Origin of the sequence: Alloprevotella rava, from assembly GCF_014195585.1 — a bacterium.
GTDB classification, from domain to species: Bacteria; Bacteroidota; Bacteroidia; order Bacteroidales; family Bacteroidaceae; genus Alloprevotella; species Alloprevotella rava.
On sequence record NZ_JACICA010000018.1, the window covers coordinates 1 to 21,576 of the forward strand.

16 protein-coding genes, 1 tRNA gene and 2 pseudogenes are annotated in these 21,576 nt (G+C 40.3%); 11 read left to right on the forward strand and 8 right to left on the reverse strand.

The features are described 5' to 3' along the window. Positions 1-264 precede the first annotated feature (264 nt). A complete protein-coding gene (locus FHS60_RS09895) occupies positions 265-831 on the reverse strand; it encodes a fumarylacetoacetate hydrolase family protein (RefSeq protein ID WP_183698072.1) in 567 nt (188 codons plus the stop codon). A 50-nt stretch (positions 832-881) separates the two neighbouring features. Between FHS60_RS09895 and FHS60_RS09900 the strand changes: the two genes are divergently transcribed. The 4 genes from FHS60_RS09900 to ispF all read left to right on the forward strand — a co-directional run bounded on the left by FHS60_RS09900 (position 882) and on the right by ispF (position 6,571). Continuing rightward, positions 882-955 (forward strand) — tRNA-Pro (locus tag FHS60_RS09900). Positions 956-1,072: 117 nt separating this feature from the next. Continuing rightward, entirely contained in the window at positions 1,073-4,828 is a 3,756-nt protein-coding gene (porU, locus tag FHS60_RS09905; protein ID WP_183698074.1) for a type IX secretion system sortase PorU, read from the forward strand. Between the two features lie 86 nt (positions 4,829-4,914). Then, the gene (gene porV / locus FHS60_RS09910; RefSeq protein WP_183698076.1) at positions 4,915-6,081 is read left to right on the forward strand and encodes a type IX secretion system outer membrane channel protein PorV; all 1,167 of its coding nucleotides are present in this window, start codon (positions 4,915-4,917) and stop codon (positions 6,079-6,081) included. A 10-nt stretch (positions 6,082-6,091) separates the two neighbouring features. Further along, positions 6,092-6,571, forward strand: coding sequence for a 2-C-methyl-D-erythritol 2,4-cyclodiphosphate synthase (gene ispF, locus FHS60_RS09915; protein ID WP_183698077.1), 480 nt, complete (start codon positions 6,092-6,094; stop codon positions 6,569-6,571). Positions 6,572-6,644: 73 nt separating this feature from the next. Here ispF and asnS read toward each other — a convergent pair whose 3' ends face one another. The 6 genes and pseudogenes from asnS to FHS60_RS09940 all read right to left on the reverse strand — a co-directional run bounded on the left by asnS (position 6,645) and on the right by FHS60_RS09940 (position 11,954). Then, a complete protein-coding gene (gene asnS, locus FHS60_RS09920) occupies positions 6,645-8,036 on the reverse strand; it encodes an asparagine--tRNA ligase (protein ID WP_183698079.1) in 1,392 nt (463 codons plus the stop codon). A gap of 8 nt (positions 8,037-8,044) precedes the next feature. Continuing rightward, on the reverse strand, positions 8,045-9,400 hold the full coding sequence (locus tag FHS60_RS09925; RefSeq protein ID WP_183698081.1) for a pseudouridine synthase: 1,356 nt from the start codon (positions 9,398-9,400) through the stop codon (positions 8,045-8,047). Between the two features lie 46 nt (positions 9,401-9,446). Further along, positions 9,447-10,799 (reverse strand): adenylosuccinate lyase, encoded by a 1,353-nt coding sequence (gene purB, locus FHS60_RS09930; RefSeq protein WP_183698083.1) that lies wholly within the window; start codon positions 10,797-10,799, stop codon positions 9,447-9,449. A 146-nt stretch (positions 10,800-10,945) separates the two neighbouring features. Next, positions 10,946-11,074: pseudogene (locus tag FHS60_RS10450) on the reverse strand (cysteine synthase A); the annotation flags it as partial. Between the two features lie 342 nt (positions 11,075-11,416). Further along, positions 11,417-11,752 (reverse strand): hypothetical protein, encoded by a 336-nt coding sequence (locus FHS60_RS09935; protein WP_183698085.1) that lies wholly within the window; start codon positions 11,750-11,752, stop codon positions 11,417-11,419. Beyond that, positions 11,736-11,954 carry a hypothetical protein gene (locus FHS60_RS09940; protein WP_183698087.1) on the reverse strand — a complete coding sequence of 73 codons (219 nt, stop codon included), beginning with the start codon at positions 11,952-11,954 and terminating at the stop codon, positions 11,736-11,738. The genes FHS60_RS09935 and FHS60_RS09940 overlap by 17 nt, the downstream gene beginning before the upstream one ends. 144 nt (positions 11,955-12,098) lie before the next feature. Between FHS60_RS09940 and aspS the strand changes: the two genes are divergently transcribed. The 7 genes from aspS to lpdA all read left to right on the forward strand — a co-directional run bounded on the left by aspS (position 12,099) and on the right by lpdA (position 20,792). Then, on the forward strand, positions 12,099-13,865 hold the full coding sequence (aspS, locus tag FHS60_RS09945) for an aspartate--tRNA ligase (RefSeq protein ID WP_183698089.1): 1,767 nt from the start codon (positions 12,099-12,101) through the stop codon (positions 13,863-13,865). 138 nt (positions 13,866-14,003) lie between these two features. After that, on the forward strand, positions 14,004-15,014 hold the full coding sequence (locus FHS60_RS09950) for a lipoate--protein ligase (RefSeq protein WP_050801298.1): 1,011 nt from the start codon (positions 14,004-14,006) through the stop codon (positions 15,012-15,014). 29 nt (positions 15,015-15,043) lie between these two features. Beyond that, positions 15,044-16,132: a glycine cleavage system aminomethyltransferase GcvT gene (gcvT, locus tag FHS60_RS09955; RefSeq protein ID WP_183698091.1), complete on the forward strand. Its 1,089-nt coding sequence runs from the start codon at positions 15,044-15,046 to the stop codon at positions 16,130-16,132. 36 nt (positions 16,133-16,168) lie between these two features. Then, positions 16,169-16,546: a glycine cleavage system protein GcvH gene (gene gcvH, locus FHS60_RS09960; RefSeq protein ID WP_183698093.1), complete on the forward strand. Its 378-nt coding sequence runs from the start codon at positions 16,169-16,171 to the stop codon at positions 16,544-16,546. A gap of 76 nt (positions 16,547-16,622) precedes the next feature. Then, positions 16,623-17,945 (forward strand): aminomethyl-transferring glycine dehydrogenase subunit GcvPA, encoded by a 1,323-nt coding sequence (gcvPA, locus tag FHS60_RS09965; RefSeq protein WP_183698095.1) that lies wholly within the window; start codon positions 16,623-16,625, stop codon positions 17,943-17,945. Positions 17,946-17,959: 14 nt separating this feature from the next. Further along, entirely contained in the window at positions 17,960-19,450 is a 1,491-nt protein-coding gene (gcvPB, locus tag FHS60_RS09970; protein ID WP_183698097.1) for an aminomethyl-transferring glycine dehydrogenase subunit GcvPB, read from the forward strand. A 4-nt stretch (positions 19,451-19,454) separates the two neighbouring features. Continuing rightward, a complete protein-coding gene (gene lpdA, locus FHS60_RS09975) occupies positions 19,455-20,792 on the forward strand; it encodes a dihydrolipoyl dehydrogenase (protein ID WP_183698099.1) in 1,338 nt (445 codons plus the stop codon). Between the two features lie 385 nt (positions 20,793-21,177). Here lpdA and FHS60_RS09980 read toward each other — a convergent pair. After that, positions 21,178-21,486, reverse strand: a pseudogene (locus FHS60_RS09980) (transposase); the annotation flags it as partial. Between the last annotated feature and the right edge of the window lie 90 nt (positions 21,487-21,576).

The window sequence follows — 21,576 nt, forward strand, 5'->3', positions numbered from 1 at the left end:
GCTCCGATAGCAAAGAGTAGTAATTTTTTCATAATGATAAATGTTTAAAGTGTTACAATCTTTTATGGGAAAATCCCACGATAATAATCTTTTAACCCCAATTCGGTTTAAGAAACGCTCTTTCATGAGTTTCTTAAACCGAATTGGGGTAATAAGGATATTTTCAGGCACAATAAGGATGTCAGTTGATAGGCTTATTACATTTGTAGACTCTTACAATAATAGCACCAGAATTCATCCGTCATTCTTGGAGAAGTAAGCTATTTATTTCACCATAAAAGAAGAAAGAGAAGAACCATCTAAAGACAGCGTAATCCGCGTGTCTATATCAGTACTGAAAATCATAGGTGAACCAAGAAAGATCAAATCTCCTTGACATAGTCGGTAAGTTCTACTAAGCTTAGCAACAATTTCGTTAGGTTTTACTAACATCTCTTGAGTATCGTATTCACAAAGGCTTTTTTTTCCTGCAAGAATCTCTATGTGATGATTGCAGAACTTTCCCATAGGCACAAAACGCCCTATAGAGGCAGCCCCATCAAAACCAACAGCAAGATCCCAAGGAGCACGAAGCTCTTGAAGTTCTTTCAATAACTGTGAGGCTGTAAAATGTACTCCTACTGTTATTTCTGAAAAATATCGAGAAGAAAAACGTTCTGAAATTCCTTTCCCCAAGCGATTGATACGAATAACAAGGTGAGCACGTCCTACTGCTGGAAGTGCATAATCAGGTAAAAAAGCAGGTCGCCCTATTTGATTCAGCGCAGTATCAGGAATCATAAAAATGCTTCCAATTTCGGTGTAATTGTTGCTAAGTATAAATATCTTCATAAAAAGTCTTTGCTATTCCAAAAATTAGAATTACTTTTGCTCTCGCTAAACGGGGCGTAGCGCAGTCCGGTAGCGCACCTGGTTTGGGACCAGGGTGTCGCAGGTTCGAATCCTGTCGCCCCGACTTGGAGCTCAACTCTCTTTGGGAGTTGGGCTCTTTCTTTTGTTTCCCTCCTCTTCAGCCTTGGGTGGCAAAGTTACTAAATACAATAATCTTAGGTAGGTTTTCGTTATAATAAATATGCATACGAAAAGAATATTGACACTCCTCATAGGGCTCTCTGGAACTATTTCTCTTATAGCCCAACCATTTACATCTTTTGCAGAAAAGGATTTTCCGCCAGGAACTTTGTTCTCTACACAGTTTAACTTGGGGGAAAACTATGCTGACTCTATATGGTCCGTGAATTTTATCTATCCCGAATTCCGTTTGACTACCAAAGCAGAAACAGAACTTTTAAAAAAGAAAGGTGTGTTAGCTCAAGAACTTCCCTCGGTGGAAACATCACTATCCATCAGTCGGAAGCAAGGTTTTTTAGATGTGAATTTTACTCCTTTTGTCTATCGAAATGGAGATTGGATGCGCATGACTGGCTGTAAAATTCAACTAGTATCTAAGCCACGTGTAATGGTACGCAAAGCACAGGCTTTACCCAGTTTGAATCAACGATATACAAATCATAGCGTTTTATCTAAAGGGAAATGGATAAAAATTAGCGTTCCAGAAGAAGGTATCTACCAACTGACGGCCTCAAAACTTAAAAGTTGGGGGTTTAGCAATATAAATCGCGTTAAAATCTACGGATATGGTGGCCGCATATTGCCACAAAATTTAGAGTTTTCAGGTGACAATAGTGTCATTGACGATCTTTGTGAGGTTGCAACTTGGCGTAGGAAAGGCTCTATGCTTTTTTATGCAGAGGGAACACTGCGGTGGAGTTGGGATGCAATAAAAAATGCATGGAACCGCATGCAAAACACCTATTCCCGAGGTTCTTACTACTTTATTACAGAAGGCGATTCTCCGCTTGAGATGAAAGTAGTAGAACCTATAGCGGCTACTACTGACACTATTACTTCTTCCATTATTCCTGCATTGTATGAAAAGGATGCTTTTGCCTGGTATGAAGGAGGTACAGAATTTTTCTCAAACTATGATTTTATTAACAACAATACCCAGTCGTTCACACTGTCTACGCCAGGATTTGCAGGTGGGACTGCAAAAGTTGCAGTAGCTGTAAGTGCAGCATCTACACTAAAGGCTACAAATGTTGAAACACTGGCAAATGGATTAAGTCTTGGAAATTTCTCAATCAGCACTTACGATAGTGAAACCGAAAGTGCTAGAGAAACGCGTGCACTATTTTCAATAGATTCTCTTCTAGAGAATAACACTTTTAAAATAACTACAACTGCGGGGAATTCGGCACGTCTCAATTATATCCTCGCATCCTATCCTCGAAAATTAGATGCCTCAGTCCCCTTTGTATTTTCTCCAGCAACAGTGAGCTCATCTGCGCCAGTGGTGCTTGCAGAAAATGCAAACACTTCAACTCAACTTTGGTGCATCGCTTCTGCCTCTGTCCCAACAACCATAGTGAAAACCACCATCAATGGAACAAAAGCTATAGCACAAATAGACGATGTGAAGCAGCGTTACATTTTTGTGGATGTATCAAAGAGTTATGCAGAACCTTCTCGAGTAGGGATGGTAGAAAACCAAGACTTACATGCAGATTCAGCACAAGATATGGTCATCATCATTCCAGAGAGTGGTAAGCTAAAGAAGCAAGCTGAGCGTTTAGCAGCAGCCCATGGAGCTGAAGGCCTACGCGTAAAAATTGTTAGAGCAGACCAACTTTATAATGAGTTCTCTTCTGGTACACCAGATGCTACTGCTTACCGCCGATACCTAAAAATGCTTTACGACAGAGCAAAAACAACAGCAGATATGCCTAGATATCTCCTACTCTTCGGCAACTGCTATTGGGATAATCGCTTGTTGATAGGCGGCTCGCTTTCAGCAAAAGATTTATTATTGGCGTTTGAAGTGAGCCAGAATGATCACCTTATAAATATTCCTCATGGAACACTTCATAGTTATGTGACAGATGACTACTACGGTCTACTTGATGATGGTGAAGGTATAGCCATTGCTAATAGGGATAAAGTAGATATCGGTATTGGTCGCTTCATCTGCACAACTGAAGAAGAAGCTAAAATTCTAGTGGACAAAACACTAGAATATATGGAGAATAAAAATGTCGGATCTTGGAAGAACCGAGTAATAATGCTAGCAGACAATGGAGATAATAATCTCCATCAAGAGGACAGTGAGACAACTGTAAAAAACATACAGAATGCTAATGATGAACTAATAATAAAGAAATACTACTGGGATGCTTACCCGATTACAACTTCTGCTACAGGCAATTCTTTTCCTCAAGTAACGCGTATGCTACAAGAGGAGCTGAAAAGAGGAGCTCTCATCTTCAACTACACGGGACATGGAAGTCCACGCCAGTTGAGCCATAACAAATTGCTACAGACCTCCGACTTTGAGAAAACTACGGATGGCAATATGCCGCTTTGGATTTTTGCATCCTGTGAGATTACTCCTTATGATCAACAAATGGAAGATATCGGACGTGCAACACTATTCAATACAAAGCAAGGTTCTGTTGCAATAGTTTGTGCTACGCGCTCTGTTTACGCTATATACAATCGTGCTCTAAATGCAGCTTACTCACGTTATGTTCTTTCAAGCGACAGCAACGGGAAACCTTATACACTAGGAGATGCAATGCGATTAGCAAAGGTTAGCTTAGTGGCAAGTGCAGGCGATCGCTCTATGAATAAACTTAAATATGCTTTACTCGGAGACCCTGCTCTCACGCTTACAGCTCCACGCGGAAAAATTGTAGTAGACAGCATTGATGGACAAGCTATAACCTCTGGCACTAATCTTCAACTAAAGGCTGGTCAAAAGGTACGCTTTGCAGGTCATATTGTAAAAAATGGCGTTGTAGCAACCGATTTTAATGGAACAGTTACAGGCTCTCTCTACGACAGATTAGAAAACATTACTTGCAAAAATAATAACAACGCGAACCAAAAAGCGATGGTCTATCAAGATCGTAAAAATGCGCTCTTTGAAGGTAGCGACTCAGTTTGTGCTGGTCGTTTCAAACTCAACGTTGTCGTACCGCGAGATATTAGCTATTCCGAAGACACAGGAAGAATGTTCTTTTATGCCGTCAACGAAGATCATTCAGAAGAATCGCATGGCTCTACTACTCAGTTCCATCTCAATGGAACAATACAAATGCAAAACAGCGATACACTTGGCCCTAAAGTTTTTGTATATCTCAACTCTACAGATTTTCCAGATGGTGGCTATATTTCCACTTCAGCCCTCTTCGGAGCAACTCTCCACGATATGTCAGGCATAAATGCCAATGGACTGGGCATAGGTCACAATATAGAATTGTGCCTTGATGGTGAAGTTAATAATATCATAGTTTTGAACGATTATTTTGCTTATAACTTTGGAAGTACGACTTCTGGGACAATACAATATCCACTCACAAATCTTTCGCCTGGCAGACATAAGTTAACACTTCGAGCTTGGGATGTAAATGATAACTCAACAACAGTATCACTCAACTTTTTCGTCAGCGAAGATCTCACAGGAGGTTATGACGTGAACGCCACTGCCAACCCAGCATATACGACAACTACATTCGTCACTACTTTAGAAAGTTCTAATGAAAAGTCAGATATCACAGTAGAAGTTTATGACCTAGCTGGACGCCGCATTTGGAATGAAAAGTCCTCGGTTTCTGCTAATGCAGGTTATGACGCCATCCGTTGGTCGCTGATAGATTATGCAAATAGACCTGTGCCTGCAGGAGTTTATATCTATCGATCTATCATTTCGTCAAGCAACAAGAAAATAACGACAAAGAGCAAGAAGATGATAATCGTCAGACAATAAAATAATATCATCCTGCCGCACTTTGCAAAAAGAACAATAAACATAGATTATCTTCGTTATAGTATTAACAGAAAACTAACAGAAAAGTGAATAGAATACAATTATTTTTGGCAACAATCTTTCTTGTAAGCCCCGCACTTGCAAATAAAGAAGACGATATACGTGACAAATTTAACCCTATTCTAATAGCAGTTACTTCGCAGAGCATTGGAGCTGATGCCCGTGCTGGTGGTATGGGTGACATTGGTGCTGCTACCGAACCAGATGTTAATGCACAGCAATGGAATCCTGCAAAATATCCCTTTACAATTAGTAGAGCTGGAGTTTCTCTTAACTATACGCCGTGGCTGCGTAAGATTACAACAGGCATAGCTCTCTTGAATGCAACAGGCTATATTCGTCTAGGAGACTATCAGGCATTGAGTACTTCTGTGCGTTACTTCTCATTGGGTGATTTTTCTGTAGCAAATGACAACGCAATGACTGTAAAACCTTATGAGTTTGGAATTGACATGGCCTATAGTAGAATGTTGAGTGATAACCTCTCTGCTGCTGTAGCTCTTCGATACATGTACTCTGACTTGAGCGGTCACTATGATGACAATACAAAAGCGGGATCAGCCTTTGCTGCTGACATAGCAATGTATTGGAACAAATATGTGATGCTGGGAAGCCGTGAGAGTCAACTTGCCTTTGGTGTCAACGTTAGTAACATTGGTTCAAAGATAAATTACGGGGGCGATTATTCATACTTCATTCCTACAAATTTGCGTATAGGTGGGAGCTTGATGATACCACTCAATGAATACAATCGCATCTCATTTAGTGCTGATGCAAACAAATTGCTAGTTCCTTCGATGCCGCTTAGAAATGCAGATGAGAGCAATGAAGATTATAACGAGCGTGTACGTGAAAAGTACTATGACATGAGTTCCATAAAGGGTATTTTCAAAAGTTTTAGCGATGCGCCCGATGGTTTTAAGGGAGAACTCAAAGAAATCAATTGGGGAGTCGGAGTTGAATATACTTACAATGATAAATTCACTCTCCGTGGAGGTTACCACAATGAAAATGTCTCACAAGGCGGGCGTAGTTTCTTTTCAGTTGGTGCAGGTTTCCGTATGAATGTACTATCTATTGATGCAGGTTACGTAGTTGCAACCAGTGCGTCTAATCCTCTCGACCAAACATTCCGAGTAGGTTTGAGTTTTGATATGGATGGTATCAAAGATTTATTTGGACGCAGAAGATAAACATTTTATTATGGTTAAGATAAGAGTTGGTTTTGGTTATGACGTCCATCAATTAGTAGAAGGACGCAAGTTATGGTTGGGAGGTATCTCTATAGAAAATCCCAAAGGTTTATTAGGACATAGTGATGCAGATGTACTCATACATGCAATATGCGACGCTCTACTTGGAGCTGCTAATCTCCGCGATATAGGCTACCATTTTCCTGATACTGCTACAGAATACAAAAATGTTGATAGCAAAATTCTTCTTAGGAGAACAACAGATCTTCTGCACAAGGCTGGCTGGAACATTGGCAATATAGATGCAACTATTTGTGCCGAATATCCAAAACTTAATCCCCACATTGAGAAAATGAAAGAAACATTGGCATCCTTGATGGAGATCGAAGTTTCAGAGGTTTCTTTAAAAGCAACAACTACTGAAAAGCTAGGCTTTACAGGACGTGAAGAGGGCATATCTACTTACGCTGTTGCACTTATTGAGAAGTAAAAATACAAAGCACAATAAAAGGGACTTTCAGATGAAAGTCCCTTTTATTATAATCTAAGCCCAAAGCTAGATTTTAAAATTCAGCAGATTTAGGAGTTCTTGGGAAAGGAATAACATCACGAATATTCTGCATTCCTGTAACGAACAGAATTAAGCGCTCAAAACCAAGGCCAAATCCTGCGTGAGGGCAAGAACCATACTTGCGAGTATCTAGATACCAGCCATAGTCTTTCTCTTCCATTCCACGTACTTCTATTTCACCAACAAGTTTTTCATAATTCTCTTCACGAACAGAACCACCGATGATTTCACCTATGCGCGGGAAAAGAACATCTGTCCCTTGCATAGTCTTTCCATCTTCGTTCTTCTTCATATAGAAGGCCTTAATCTCGCTAGGATAGTTTGTCATAATCACAGGGCGTTGGAAATGAATTTCAACAAGATAACGTTCATGCTCGCTGCTTAAATCCATTCCCCAACCAGTAATTGGGAACTCAAACTTCTGCCCTTTTTTTACTGCCTCCTCCAAAATCTGAAGTCCTTCAGCATAAGTAAGACGCACAAAGTCTTCCTTCACAACAGACTGCAAAGTTGCAATAAGATTCTTATCAATCATCTTATTGAGGAATTCTAAATCATCCATACAGTAGTCAAGAGCCCATTGTACACAGTATTTAATGAAATCTTCTTCAAGATCCATCAACTCTGTCTGATCCATAAAAGCTACTTCAGGCTCAATCATCCAGAACTCTGCTAAATGGCGGGGAGTATTACTATTTTCTGCACGGAAAGTAGGGCCAAAGGTATAGATAGCACCTAAAGCCGTAGCTCCAAGTTCTCCTTCTAATTGTCCACTAACAGTTAAGCTAGCTTTCTTGCCAAAGAAATCACGATCATAAGGAACTTTCTCTTCCTTTCCTGTACGTGCCAAGTCTAATGTTGTTACTTGGAACATTTCGCCAGCGCCTTCAGCGTCACTAGCCGTAATTATTGGAGTATTGAAATAGCAGAATCCATGCTCATGAAAATACCGGTGAATAGCCATCGCCATATTGTGACGAATACGGAAGACAGCACCAAAGGTATTCGTACGAAGACGAAGATGAGCATATTTACGCATATACTCAAAGCTTTGACCTTTTTTCTGCATAGGATAGTCAGCAGGGCAAGTACCTAAGAGTTCTATCTGTGTTGCTTGAACTTCCACAGCCTGACCAGAGCCTTGACTTTCAACTAATGTTCCTGTTACACTAATGCAAGCACCTGTTGTTATATCTTTGAGAAGGTCCTCATCAAACTTTTCGTTATCGGCTACTATTTGTACATTCTTAATTGTACTGCCATCATTAAGAGCGATAAAGCTTACACTTTTGCTGCCACGTCGAGTGCGAACCCAGCCTTTAACAAGTACTTCAGCACCAAAATCTGTGCGCTTCAGTACATCAATTATTTTTGTACGTTTCATATTATCAATTATTCAAATGACCCCATACGAAGGAAATTCACCTCCTCCTCTGTGAGGAAACGCCAATCCCCTCTTTTTAGATGCTTCTTAGTAAGACCTGCGAAGAATACGCGATCTAGTTTGTTAACATGATAGCCCAAACTTTCAAAAATTCGGCGGACAATACGATTCTTTCCACTATGAATCTCAATACCGACTTGCTTCTTATCTGTATCGCTAGCATATTGGATTTCATCAGCTTTGATTTCACCATCCTCAAGTGTAATGCCTTCTGCTATTTGGCGCATATCTGCAGCAGAAACATTTTGATCAAGATATACATGATATATCTTTTTCTTCATGAACTGGGGATGTGTGAGCTTTGCAGCCATTTCACCATCATTTGTCAAAAGCAACACACCGGTTGTATTACGGTCTAGACGGCCAACAGGATAAATACGCTCAGGACACGCACCGCGAACAAGATCCATTACTGTCTTACGATTCTGTGGATCTTCACTTGTTGTCACATAGCCTTTGGGCTTATTGAGAAGAATATATACCTTATGCTCAATCTTTACAGGGGCATCATGGAAGAGAACTGTATCTGTACGTAGCACCTTTGTTCCAAGTTCTGTTACAACTTCGCCATTAACTGTGATAACGCCTGCTTCTATATATTTGTCTGCATCTCGACGTGAGCAAATACCTGCATTTGCAAGATACTTATTCAAACGTATTGGCTCATTCGGATCAATATTCTTCTCCTTATATTCAATACGTTTTTTGTGGCTATACTTTGCATGTGGATCATAACCACTCGATGAACGTTGCTGGCGTGAACGATTGAAGCCACCACGTTGTTGACGATCGTAACTATTTCCTTGACGGTTATAACCATTGCTTTGGCGCACATAACCATTATTTTGACGATCATAGCCGCTAGAACGATGTTGATAATTACCTTGACCTTCATTACCATAGTCTTGGTTATACTGGCGTGGCTGGTAGCCACCTTCACCTTGTTGTGAATAGCGAGGACGATACTCGCCTTGCTGACGATTGTATGAGCCTTGACGATTATAATTGTTGGAACGCGGCTGATAACCATTATCACGATTATACCGCGGACGAAAACCTTGTTCGCCTCTTTCCTCTTCATTATATCGATTGTTCGGTTGATAGTCTTCCCTATTCTGATTAAAGCGAGGACGATAGCCTTGGCGATTTTGTCCTGCACTTGAAGAGTAACCTCCTACTCGCTGATTTCGATTAAAACGGGGACGAGAAGAACGCTGCTGAAAAGCGTTGGATTTGTTACTTGACGGCTGGAAATCATCACGATGGCCTCCGTCCTGATAAAAATTGTTTTCTAAATCACTCATTGTTATTAAGTTATATTAGCCTCGCGGCTATTTTGTAGTTAGTAGTTTATAAACCTGTGTAATTATGTGGTGTAATGGCGCGTAGTTCTGCTTTTACATCTTCGCTAATATCTAGCCCTTCAACAAACTCAAGTATTGTTTCAGCAGTAACCGCCTCATTGGTTCTTGTTAGTGCCTTCAGGGCTTCATAGGGATTAGGATAAGCCTCTCTGCGCAAGATGGTTTGAATAGCCTCTGCAACAACTGGCCAACAATTGTCCAAATCTGCATCAATATTCTCTTTATGTAAAACAAGTTTTCGCAAACCCTTAAGAGTACTTTGAAGAGCTATAACTCCATGCCCCATAGGAACACCTATATTACGTATAACCGTTGAATCCGTCAAATCACGCTGCAACCTACTGATGGGCAATTTCCGACTCAAGAATTCTAGAATAGCATTGGACAAACCAATATTACCTTCTGAATTCTCAAAATCAATGGGATTCACTTTATGAGGCATTGCACTTGATCCAACTTCGCCCTTCTTTATTTTCTGCTTGAAATAGCCCATAGAAATGTACTGCCAGATATCTCTATCCAGGTCCATTACTATAGTTTGCAAACGCTTCATAGCATCAAAGACCTGTCCGAAGTTGTCATAGTTCGAAATCTGCGTTGTAAACAGTTCGCGCTGAATATTCAGACTTTTCTCAAGAAAGTTATTAGCAAACTCAGTCCAATTATACTGAGGGAAAGCCACGTGATGTGCATTGAAATTTCCTGTTGCACCACCAAACTTACCACTTATTTCTTGTACAGCTTTATCTAATTGTACTCTAGCTTGTTCTAGTCTGTAACTAAACACATGAATTTCCTTGCCAAGACGCGTAGGACTAGCTGGTTGTCCATGAGTTTTTGCCAACATAGGGATATCTTTCCAATCCTCAACGTAGGCATTCAACTGCTGAATAAGTTCATCAACAAGAGGCAGATACACGTCCTTCAAACTTTCCTTCAACATCATTGGAAATGATGTATTATTGATGTCTTGGCTAGTCAAACCAAAATGAATAAACTCTTTGTAAGTGTCACAATCACCTATTTCGTCGAGTTTTTCCTTGATAAAGTACTCTATAGCCTTAACATCATGATTGGTCACTGCTTCTATATCTTTCACACGTTGTCCATCTACTTCAGAAAAGTTCTCGTAGATACTACGAAAGCGTGGGAACAAACTACTATCAAGATGCTGCAACTGCGGTAATGGTAGTTCACAAAGGGCAATAAAGTATTCAATTTCAACGCAAATTCGGTACTTCATCAACGCTTGTTCCGAAAAATACGGGGCCAAACTAACTGTTTTCTGATGATATCTGCCGTCAATTGGCGATACGGCTGTTAGTGCATCCAAATTCATGTGGTTTATATAAAAGAAAGTATATACAGCGCGCAAATTTAGCGATTTAATTTCGAATAAGATATTATATAGGCAAGATACTTTTCAAAAAAGAAGCCACAAAAAGAGCCCTTTATTGAAAAGAAGTTGCAAATAATTTTACATTATTACTCTAAAATACCCATACTCAGATAACGCTCGTCTGTATCTGGAAGTAAGGCTACGATCATTTTTCCTGCATTCTCTTCCTGCTTTGCCAAAGCCAGTGTTGCAAGAAATCTGGTACCACTACTAATATGCATATTCTCCTAAATATCCTTATTGTATTTTCAAACACTATAAGGATGTCAGCTCACACAATAAGGACATTTTCAAACGCAATAAGGATATTTCTTCACCTCCCTAGATAAGTCCGCTATTTTCACTCTGAATAACAAGAAACTTTTCCTCCTAAAAAACAAATCCACAATACTAGAGAAATAGTATTGCGGAGAAAATATTAAAAGTATAAAAAGAGAAGCTTGATCAACAATAATATTATTGGCTTTTTTTTCGCCTAAATTCTATAACAGATAATAAAGTTGCGATATAGAATGCTTAGTTCAATCAAAATTGAGTCTATCATCTCTGCAGCGCTCCTAAAATAGGACATCAAAATCATAAATTTCAGTAGGAACACCATTACTATAATTATAGAAAAGACCATAACAGCCTCTAGATAATGGCAGAGCAGGAGTCAGCTTATAAATGCCGTGCTTCAATTCAGTAGTAACAACTGGAATTCCAACAGGTTCTTCTTTCACTTTACCGAAGCCCACGACTTTCACATATTTGTACCAGCGTTGTCCGTTCTTGCACTCCAGCTGAATCAAGTGGAAGTTGTCAATGTTTTGGGTGCTCCCTAATGTTGAGATATAGAAAGTCCCATTTTCACTAGAATTCGTTGAGTTATTTCCGTTAAAAATATAATACACTTTTAGGACGAAGTATTCCCTTTTGCTTCATACCTGCATTTTTCAATGGCTGCATACGAATGAGTTTGCCATTAGCATTAAAATAGTACACACCATAAGCATATATTTTAGCCGCAGCTTGCGCGTCACGACTTGTTTGTGCCATGCCGATAACAGATATAAAGAATGCAAGAAGATAGACCAAGAAAATTCTTTCTTTCATAATTTCAAATTTTGTTTGTTGCAAAAGTAATAAATTAGAACGTGACTTAGTAGTTTCGCGCTCAAGAAAATAATTTGATTGCTACTTCTTTTCACCTTTTAATTGTATTTTTGCACGAAATAAAAAATCAAAATATAAATAACGATGTATAGAACTAACACATGCGGTGAGTTACGCATTAAGAATGTTGGTCAAAAAGTTACTTTGACTGGCTGGGTACAGAGAACTCGCAAAATGGGAGGTATGACGTTCGTTGATCTGCGTGATCGTTATGGCATTACCCAGCTTGTTTTTAACAATGAAACCAACGCTACACTATGTGACCGCGCTAATAAGTTAGGACGTGAATATGTTATCCAGATAGAAGGCCTTGTAAGCGAACGCTTTTCTAAGAATGACAAGATGCCAACAGGAGAAATAGAAATTCTCGTCGACATGCTCGATGTCCTCAATGAATCTCTTACTCCGCCCTTTACTATAGAGGATAACACAGATGGTGGCGACGACCTCCGCTTGAAGTATCGCTATCTAGATATCAGACGTGATGCTGTTCGCAGCAATTTGGAACTTCGCCACAAAATGACACTTGAAGTTCGTCGCTATCTTGACTCACAAGGCTTCTTGGAAGTTGAAACTCCTGCTCTCATTGGTTCCACTCCTGAAGGAGCACGCGATTTCATTGTTCCGAGCCGTATGAATCCTGGACAATTCTATGCACTACCACAAAGCCCTCAAACCCTAAAGCAATTGCTCATGGTAGGTGGCGTAGACCGTTATTTTCAGATTGTAAAGTGCTTCCGTGACGAAGATCTTCGTGCTGATCGTCAACCAGAGTTTACACAGATTGACTGCGAAATGAGTTTCGTAGAACAGGACGATATCATCAACACCTTTGAGGGAATGGCTAAATATTTGTTCAAAACCGTACGCGGTGTAGAACTAGGAAATGAACCATTCCTCCGCTTGCCATGGATTGAAGCCATGAAGCGCTTCGGTTCTGACAAACCTGATATGCGCTTCGGTATGGAGTTTGTCGAGTTAATGGACATCCTTAAAGGCTCTGGCGAATTTAGCGTTTTCAATGAAGCAGAATATGTTGGAGGTATTTGTGTCCCTGGTTGCGCTGATTATACTAGAAAACAACTGGATGAACTTACAAACTTTGTAAAGAGTCCACAAATTGGAGCCAAGGGACTTGTTTACGCAAAAGTCAATGAAGATGGAACAATCAAATCTAGTGTTGATAAGTTCTATAGTGTAGATGTTTTGCAAAAGCTCCAAGAAGCAATGGGGGCTAATCCTAATGATTTAATCCTTATCCTTTCTGGCCTAAATGCAATGAAAACACGCAAGCAACTCTGTGAGCTTCGCTTGTTGATGGGAGAACGCTTAGGGCTCCGCGACCATAATAAATTTGCTCTCTTGTGGGTCGTTGATTTCCCCATGTTCGAGTGGAGCGAAGAGGAACAGCGACTCATGGCAATGCATCACCCCTTCACAAGTCCGAAACCTTCTGATATAGCCCTACTGGATACTGCACCTGAAAAAGCTTGTGCTGATGCCTACGATATGGTTTGCAATGGTATAGAAGTTGGTGGGGGGAGCATTCGTATCTACGATGCCAAACTCCAAGCTAAAATATTCGAAGTCCTTGGTTTTACTCCTGAAAAGGCACAAGAACAATTTGGGTTCTTAATCAATGCATTTAAATATGGTGCACCTCCTCATGGTGGTCTCGCCTATGGTTTGGATCGCTGGGTAAGTATCTTTGCTGGACTCGATAGTATTCGCGACTGCATCGCCTTCCCAAAGAATAACAGCGGTAGAGATGTTATGCTCGATGCCCCAACAGCGGTTGATCCTAAACAATTAGATGAATTATTTATTAAGCTAGATTTAAAACAGATATAATTTCTAAGGCACAGGTCTCTTGACTTGTGCCTTTTTTATGCAGAAATTAGAAAAAAGGAGTATTACAAGAAAAAAAACTGTAATATTCCTTTATTTATTGAATCTTTCTGTATTTTTGAGGCAAAATAATCGAATACAATGAGCGAGAAAAGCAAACACTTCCCAGCCTGCCACGTAGTATTCCCTCCTAATTGTGAGGAAAGGCGAGCTGCATTCTATCTTGCAGCAGAAGAATACGTAGCAGAAACTTTTAATGAAGATAACTATATATTTACATGGCAGCTATCCCCTACTTGTGTCTTTGGAAGAAATCAAATTCCACATTCAGAATTAGATGTGGATTTCTGCAACAAAAATGGGATAGACTTGTGTCGTCGAAAAAGTGGAGGAGGAACAATCTTTGCCGACCGCAATAACATAATGATTAGCTTAATCACGCCTGCATGCGATGTTGAATCTCTTTTTGCAGAATATGCAGAAACTGTATCTGCAGGATTAAGAAAGCTAGGCGCTCCAACAAAGGTCTCGGGTCGTAATGATATTATTCTTGAAGATGGCAGAAAAGTTTGCGGTAATGCATTCTATCATCAAGCAAATAGAAATATTGTACATGGAACTATGCTCTATGGAACAGATGTCGAGAAAATGATCGGTGCGCTAACCCCTGATAAAGCTAAGCTAGAGTCAAAGGGCGTCATTAGCGTTAAAAGCCGTATTGGTGAACTCAAGGAATACTTACCTTTCGATGTTACTACTCTGCGCTCTCGGCTAATAGCCATGCTTACCAATAAGAGTTTGGAACTTTCAGAAAAAGATATAAAATCAATTGAAGATTTAGAACAGACCTACTATGCTCCAACCTATCTATGGGGACACAAGGCAAAGTCTGACATTTGCAGAACAGAGCGTATTGAGCAGTGCGGAACAGTCCAAGTAAATATAACCCTTCGTGGTTCACTTATAGATTCTATAACACTTTCTGGAGACTTCTTTGAAATTGGAAAGAACGTAAAAGATGCTTTCTATAATCTATTCCATGAAATACCATACAATCGAGCTGAGTTAAAGCATATCCTAGACCTACATCATCCCGAAAAACTAATTCGTAACCTGAGCGAGGATGAGCTTCTCAATCTATTGTGTCCGTGAAATAACATCTAAAACCTAAATAATCAATTATGGATAAAATAACTTGTTTACATGACAAACACGTAGCATTAGGGGCCAATATGGTTCCGTTTGGAGGTTTTGATATGCCTCTATACTACGATAATATTGTTGCTGAACATGAAGCCGTACGGCAGAAAGTCGGAGTTTTCGATGTAAGCCATATGGGCGAAGTTAAAGTTACTGGGATTGAAGCGGAAAAATTTGTTCAGTACATTTTTACCAACGATATTAAAGATGCAGAGATTGGTAAAATTTTCTATGGCATGATGCTTCATGAAAATGGAGGAACTATTGACGACCTCTTGGTATATAAAATGGGTGAACAAGACTTTCTCCTTGTCATAAATGCTGCAAACATAGAAAAAGACTATGCACATATCGTTCAATATGCCAAGGATTTCAATGTAAAGACAGAAAACCTAAGCGACATTTATGGACAAGTTGCCATTCAAGGTCCAGAAAGTGAAATAACCGTAGAAAATGTTTTAGGAATAAAGTGCAGTGATCTTACTTTTTATACCTTTAAGACTATCCACTTTGAGGACGAAGAAATAATCATCTCACGTACGGGCTATACAGGTGAAGATGGATTTGAAATCTATGCATCTCATACCATCATACAATTTATTTGGGATAAACTTATTGAGGCAGGCATTCAACCTTGTGGCTTAGGATGTCGAGACACTCTGCGTTTTGAAGTTGGCCTCCCACTCTATGGCGATGAGCTCTCAGATGAAATTAGCCCTATCATGAGCGGACTCAGTATGTTCGTAAAGCTTGAAAAGGATAATTTTCTTGGGAAAGAGGCTTGCGTAGATCAAAAAGAGAACAAGACATATAAGCAGCGAGTTATTGGTATTGAGCTTCAAGAGAAAGGTATTCCTCGCAATGGGTATCCTGTACAAGCTGAAGGAAAAGATATCGGATATGTAACAACGGGATATAAATCCATATCGACAGGAAAATTTATTTGTATGGCTCTCATTGATAAAAACTATGCGAAACTTGAAACTCCTGTAGATGTTTTAATCCACAATAAGCCACGCAAGGGTATTGTGGTGAAGAAACGCTTCTATCAGAAGAATTATAAAAAATAAAAGACAAGACGGCAAACCTAATCAAATATAAATATTATGGCAAAAATCATTGAAGGACTCTATTATAGTGAGTCGCATGAATTCGTGAAAGTAGAAGGCGAATATGCATATATCGGCATTACCGACTTTGCACAAGAACAACTGGGAAACGTAACTTATATTGAATTCCCAGAAATTGATGAAGAAATAAGCGCAGGTGACAGTTTTGGTTCTGTAGAGAGCGTTAAAGCAGCAAGCGACTTAACGTCACCTGTTAGTGGCGTTGTTGTCGAAGTAAATGAAGTCCTTGAAGATGAGCCCGAGTTAGTCAATAAAGACGCTTATTCAAATTGGCTTATTAAGGTCAAACTTTCAGATCCTTCTGAACTTGAAAGCCTGATGGACGCTCAAGCGTATACCGATATCTGCAAATAATAAAGAACATTTAGGATTTGGCAATTAGATTCACCCCTTTGAATCTAAAGCCAAATCTTTTAATTTTCCCTATACCATGTACAAATACTTTCCACACACAGAAGAAGAAATTCAGGAAATGCTGAAGACGATTGGTGTGAACTCACTTGAGGAACTCTATGCAGAAATTCCTGAAGAACTGAAAGTCAAACAAGAACTGAATATTACTTCAGCAAAATCCGAAATGGAAGTTCGCAAAAAACTTCAAGATTTAGCCGAAGCAAATATCACTCCGATATGCTTTGCCGGTGCTGGGGCTTATGATCACTACCAACCAAGCATCATTCCCTACATTGCATCTCGCTCTGAATTCTCAACTTCTTATACCCCGTATCAAGCTGAAATATCCCAAGGCACGCTTGCTTACATCTTTGAGTACCAAACAATGATGGCTCGCCTGACAGGTATGGAAGTAAGTAATGCTTCCATGTATGATGGTGCAACTGCCACAGCTGAGGCCATGATGATGTGTATTCATGCTGCACGCAAAAAAAACACGGTGCTTATTTCTGATACTTTTGCTCCTAACACGCTTAGAGTTGTTGAAACATATGCCAACTTCCACAACGTAAACCTAGAACGTATTCCTGCCATTCACGGTGTAACAGATAAGGAGTTTTTAGCTAAACGCCTCCAGGAGGAGGAAGTAGCAGGCATTATCGTTGCTCAACCCAACTACTATGGCGTTATTGAAGATTTCGATGGATATGCTGAACTATGTCATTCTCATAAAGCACTTTTTGTTATCAACTCTATGGCTTCTGCACTTGGTGTACTGAAAACTCCAGGAGAATGGGGTGCAGACATTGCTTGTGGCGATGCACAAAGTCTTGGATTCCCGCTTAATTTTGGAGGACCTTATATCGGTTATCTTTGCACGAAGAAAGAACACGTTCGTAAGATGCCTGGACGCCTTGTCGGTGCAACAACTGACGCTAATGGTCAGCGTTGCTTTGTCCTTACATTACAAGCTCGAGAGCAGCATATCCGACGAGAGAAAGCAACATCTAATATCTGCACAGCCCAAGGTGTCATGTGTTTGTATGTTGCAATCTATTTAAGCCTTATGGGAGAGAAAGGGCTCAGAGAAGTAAACGAACAAAGCTATGCTGGTGCACACTATTTACATGATAAACTCCTCAAAACTGGTAAGTTCAAACAAGTTTACGACAAACCCTTTTTAAACGAATTCTGTTTGCGTTACAAAGGCAATGTAGATAAATTCATTCGTGAAAGTATAGAAAAGCATCATATCTTCCCAGGAGTCAAAATAGAGAACTCTGAAAACGACATTCTTATAGCCGTCACTGAAAAACGCAGCAAAGAAGAAATCGATCAATACATTCAACTCATCAAGTAAAATAGGGAAACACTATGAATAATGTATATTATGGGAATTTAATTTTTGAGATTTCCAAAGCAGGACGCGTTGGATATTCTTTACCCAAAAGTAAAATAGAAGGTTACAAGACAGCAGAACTACCATCTACCCTTCTAAGATCCAACAAAGTAGAACTCCCTGAGGCCGACGAACTAACAGTTGTTCGCCATTACACAAATGCCAGCAATAATAATTTTGGTGTTGATACTGGCTTTTATCCTCTCGGTAGTTGTACGATGAAGTATAATCCCAAAATCAACGAAGAAGTTGCAGCCCTACCAGGATTTACCCAGATACATCCTCTTCAACCCGTAGAAACAGCGCAGGGAGTTTTAAAGCTCTATGATGAGGAACAAAAAACTCTTTCTGAAATCACGGGCATGAGCCGCTTTACTCTGAATCCTTTTGCGGGAGCTCACGGAGAGTTAACGGGACTCATGACCATCCGTACTTATCACACAAGACGTGGAGATACTAAGCGTACAAAAATTATTGTTCCCGACTCTGCTCACGGCACAAATCCGGCTAGCGCAGCAGTCTGCGGAATGCAAATAGTTGAAGTCAAGAGCACACCAGAGGGCACTGTCGATGTAGAAGATTTGAAACCTCTTTTAGGGGACGATATTGCAGGAATGATGATGACAAACCCCAACACATTGGGTATCTTCGAAACCTCAATACCAGAAATTGCACGTTTAGTGCATGAATGTGGCGGACTTATGTACTATGATGGAGCAAACTTCAACCCTATGCTGGGCGTTTGCCGACCAGGAGACATGGGCTTTGATGTTGTTCATCTCAATTTGCATAAAACTTTTTCAACACCTCATGGTGGTGGCGGTCCAGGTGCAGGTCCTGTTGGTGTTCGCAAGGACTTAGAAGACTATTTGCCCAATCCACAAGTCTACCAGAAAGATGATGGCAGCTACTCTGTACGTGTTGATGCAGAGGCATTAGGCAGTATCAGTTCTTTCTTTGGAAACTTCGGAATTCTTGTCCGCAGCTATGCTTACCTTCTCAGCTTAGGAAAAGAAAATATAGCAATGGCCGGAAAATTGGCAGTGCTGAATGCGAACTACATCAAAGAATGCCTAAAGAGCCATTACGAACTGCCAATAAAAGGATTGTGCAAACACGAATTCGTCTTCAATGGAATGAAAGAAGAATATAGTGGAAAGCATGAAGATCCCACTCATGTTACAACACTCGACATAGCTAAACGTTTGCTCGACTATGGTTTCCACGCCCCAACAATATACTTCCCCCTACTATTCCATGAGGCCATCATGATAGAACCTACGGAAACAGAAAGCAAGAATACGCTAGACAATTTCATCCAAGCTATGAAGCAAATAGCAGAAGAGGCAAAGGCTGATAAACAACTCCTTAAGACAGCTCCTCACCGCACTCCTATCAAACGGCTTGATGATGTCAAAGCTGTGAAAGCTGCCATTTTCAGATTTGAAGATCTTGATAAAGAGTAGTGCCATGGAAACAAAAGATTTAATTATCATTGGAACAGGTCCTGGAGGATACGATGTTGCTGTAAAGGCTGCTAAAGCTGGTTTGCAGGTAGCAATTTTCGAAAAGCTGCACTATGGTGGCACGTGTCTCAATGTAGGGTGTATTCCGACTAAAACCCTCTGCAAAAATGCCGAACTTTTAGAAGAAATAAAAGCAGCAGAGGATTTCGGCATAGATATCAAAGAGAGCTCTCTCGATATGTCCCGCGTCATTGCTCGGAAAAATGGAATCGTAGAAAAGCTCTCTGGAGCTATTGAGGCACTTATGAAAACACCTGGTATCACCTTCGTAAAAGGAGATGCCAAATTTATTGATGCTCACACTATAGGTGCAGAAAATCAAGTCTTCACGGCTCCCAATATTATCATTGCCACTGGCTCAACCACTAAGTTTCTCCCAATAGAAGGAGCTCATAGTAAAGGGGTTGTTACTTCCACAGAGATGCTCAACCTAGAATATGTGCCAAAACGCTTATGCGTTATCGGGGGAGGTGTCATAGGCTTGGAATTTGCCTCTATTTTCAATGCCTTTGGAAGCCAAGTTACGGTCATTGAATTCTGCAAAGAAATTCTCCCTCCATTCGACCGCGACATTGCAAAGCGGCTACGAACGATTCTGAAGAAAAAAGGAATCGATTTCAAGATTGGTTCAGCCGTCGTAGGTATTCAAGAAGCTGACGATGCATATTTGGTAGAATTTGAAGAGAAGGGGGAAAAGAAATGTGTTACTTCTGATCTAGTTTTGATGGCTGTTGGCCGTGAAGCCAACCTCTCCTCCCTGAATCTTGATGACGTTGGCATTCATTACACAAAAAAAGGCATCGAAGTTGACGAATTTATGCAAACCAACGTGCCAGGCATTTATGCCGTTGGTGATATCAATGGTAGAATGCAATTGGCTCATGCTGCCACTTTCCAAAGCTATGTAGCATTAGATCATATCTTAGGAGTTAAAAGTCAAATACATCTTCAAGTATGCCCTGCTGTTGTGTTCACGAGTCCAGAAGTAGCCATGATTGGAAAAACCGAGGAAGAACTCAAGTCGGCAAAGATCAATTACGAAGTACATAAAAGTATGTATCGTGCAAACGGTAAAGCACTAACAATGGGCTGTGATGAAGGATTGGTTAAAGTGCTTACGGATATGGGCGGACACATTCTTGGAGCTCACATCCTTGGAGCTCACGCTGCTGACCTTATCCATGAGTTTGCGCTTGTGATGAACGAATCATTAAAGATTGACACTCTAAGAAACACCATTCATGCTCACCCATCGCTCAGTGAGATTATCATGAAGATTTGATAAATTTTAGAATACCACAAACGAAAGAACTCCGCAACCAGTTGGCTGCGGAGTCTTTTTTAAAAATCGCTTGTCTCACGACAAACAATCTTCACTAACCTTAAATCTAATACCATGAAAAACATTGCAAATGTACGGGTTCGGGGCGAAGTTTGCAAACATATCCAATAAAAAAAAACATTTTATCTAAGTATGTTTTGTTTTTTGTGCGCTAATTCAAGGATAATCAGTTCAAAAAAGCAACTCCAAATAGCAACTTTCACACAAAGAAAATATGATAAGGTAATGTCCGAAAAAGTGTGTAAGATTCTCCTCGTCCTTACCCTGATGCTTGGGGTACCCCAAGCATCAGGGTAATTTGTGGTGTTGATATTTCTTTACCATTTTATCTGATTTTCCACTCCCGAAAATACGGCAGCCGTCTTGCATATGTCCCTTCTGTTTTCTCCTTGGCAACAGATCCCAAGAGATAAACTACAGAGGTGGGAGAAGGCATCGCCCCACGCATGAGCAAGGTGCGCTTGTAACTTCTATTCAATCGTTCCACCCAGTTGGTAGAGTAAATCATTCGGCGCACACTGTCGGAGAACCTCAAATAGGTGAAATAGGCCGCGTTGCGCTCATTGCCCAAACGGGCAAGGCTCGGGTACTTTTTGCCCCAACGCTGCGCAAAGGTTCGCAATTTCTCATAACCCCAATTCGGTTTAAGAAACGCTTTTTCATGAGTTTGTTAAACCGCACACGCATCCTTTCGGCCTTGACCTAAAACCGAAGTATAATTGTT